This is a genomic window from Novosphingobium sp. CCH12-A3 (assembly GCF_001556015.1).
In the GTDB taxonomy this organism is placed as follows: Bacteria; Pseudomonadota; Alphaproteobacteria; order Sphingomonadales; family Sphingomonadaceae; genus Novosphingobium; species Novosphingobium subterraneum.
The window spans coordinates 1-1,526 of sequence record NZ_LSIA01000036.1; the positions used below are offsets into that span (position 1 = coordinate 1).

Consider the following 1,526-nt stretch of genomic DNA (forward strand, 5'->3'; position numbering starts at 1 on the left):
CCCCGCCTACCCTTCGCCCATGAACGATAACGAGATGGAACGCCCGTGGCCCCAAGCCGGGCGCGAGAGGCTTATCTACCCTTCACCCGTAGGCTGGAAGGGCACCGACTTCGTCGACAACGAAGCCGAACTGCTCAAGCTGCTGAACCCGAAGACGGTGTTCATGATGGGCGACAATCCCGCCCTGCCCCGGATGCCCGAGCGGCCACGCCTGCTCGATTTCTTCCGCTGCCGCTTCGGCGACATCACCGTGCGCCACCTGCTGGTCAGCGCCAAGCGCGCGCTGGACGATGGGTTGCCGGAGAAGGTCGTGATGGCCTGCCTGCTGCACGACATTTCCAACGGCTGCCTGATCCGCGCCGACCACGGCTACTGGAGCGCGCAGCTGATCGCACCCTATGTCGATCCGGAAGTGGCCTTTGCGGTGAAGTACCACCAGGCACTGCGCTATGTGGCGGACGAAAGCGTCGGCTATGCCTACCCTGACAGCTACCACAAGTTCTTCGGGCCGGACTATCAGGTGCCCGAATACCTGCTGCGCGACGCCGAATACGCGCGCGGCCACGAATGGTACATGACCGCGAGGGCTGTGACGCTCTACGACACCTATTTCTTCGACGACTTTCCGGTGGTGGAGCCGGAGGAACTGGAAGGCGTCATCGCGAGGAACTTCCGCGAGCCCGAGGAAGGGCTGGGGTTTGACGGGTCGCCCACGGCGCATATGTGGCGGACGATGATCTGGCCGAATAATTTTTTGTGAGGGGGTGGCTGGCGGTCACCAAGTTGGAAGCAGAAGATCTGGATACGAAGGAGATTGCGAATATTCCGCAGTTGCCCCATTCATTCTCAATGAGCTGTCAATCGAGAAACGGGTCTGAAGGTGCTTGGTGGCAGCCATGCAACCAAGTTGCAGGTTTTAGATTGGGTGTGCCGATTGAAGATTACGATGATTTTCGATCGCTTCACTGTCTCGTCGAATCGGCAGACGAGATTGGTTCGGAGATATTTGACAGTCGTGATGGGTCATACACTGTTTTTGTAAAAGATCGTTTCGTGACAGGACTTTCGTCGCACAGGCATTTTTTGATCGGTGATGTGAACATTATCGGCATGCACAGTGTTGATGCTGTCGCATTGATTTTGAAATATTTTGGCTTGGAAAAGTCTGCTGCTGTGCACGATCAATGCTGGATTGAGGTGAGCAACGGCGTACAGCAGCGGTTTATAAACTTTGACGACATCTGCCTGTTTCTGACTGAAGATGCGAGCCTGACTATTATCACCGCAGATGCTTACGGCGGTGATTGATCCTCCGTAGCCAACCCCGCCCTTGACCCATTCTCGACATTTCACCAGCGCTGCCAGCGCCTAAAAGAAACGCCGTCACCCCGGACTTGATCCGGGGTCCCGCTTCTTCTGGCGGTGCGTAAAGGGCAAAAGCGGGACCCCGGGTCAAGCCCGGGGTGACGTAGTCGTCCGTGAACAAAGCGAAGTTCGTTTCGGTGCCGGGTAGACCGGGTCTGTCA

At 57.1% G+C, this 1,526-nt stretch carries 2 protein-coding genes; both read left to right on the top strand.

Annotated elements, in window-relative coordinates; translation table 11 throughout:
• The coding region (locus tag AX703_RS03170; RefSeq protein ID WP_062342580.1) for a hypothetical protein at positions 1-760 on the top strand (760 nt) is incomplete at its 5' end.
• 23 nt (positions 761-783) lie between these two features.
• The gene (locus tag AX703_RS27175) at positions 784-1,308 is read left to right on the top strand and encodes a hypothetical protein (RefSeq protein WP_156451885.1); all 525 of its coding nucleotides are present in this window, start codon (positions 784-786) and stop codon (positions 1,306-1,308) included.
• The last annotated feature ends 218 nt before the right edge of the window (positions 1,309-1,526 follow it).